The following is a 399-nucleotide window of genomic DNA, read 5'->3' as shown; positions in this document are numbered from 1 at the left end:
GGTTCAGAAAGTGTGAAGTTACAATCCAGAAGTTCTTCAAGGTTGAAAAACACTAATCCCTTTCCAAAATCAGCAACCAAGAGGCAGAAGCTTTCRGAAAAAGAGGGAATTGAGGAGATAAGCTCATCATCATCAGATAAAGTTACTCCTGAGAAGCCTTCATCCTCCAAGGAAAAAGAGGTACAGTCTCAACCTGCKTCCACTTTTAAGTATGAGAATTTAAARAATAAGTCTAGGAGTTTRAAATTCTGGAATAGGGAATCCAGTGAAAGGCACTCTTTGTTCACTGAAAAAGATATCTGGTGTGAAAGGTATATCATGTTTGATAGGCATAAGGAGGTGAAAATGATGGTATATGACTTACTGGGAAAAATGGAGTTTGAAAAATTGCTGGACTAC

1 protein-coding gene is annotated in these 399 nt (G+C 37.7%); it reads left to right on the top strand.

All coding sequences use genetic code 11. From position 1 onward, the window contains the following. On the top strand, nt 1-399 hold a 399-nt coding region (locus EZV73_RS28495), incomplete at both ends, for a hypothetical protein (RefSeq protein WP_240843943.1).

The sequence above is a fragment of the Acidaminobacter sp. JC074 genome, from assembly GCF_022496765.1.
Classification (GTDB): Bacteria; Bacillota; Clostridia; order Peptostreptococcales; family Acidaminobacteraceae; genus JABXKX01.
This window is presented reverse-complemented; position numbering and strand designations above follow the sequence as displayed.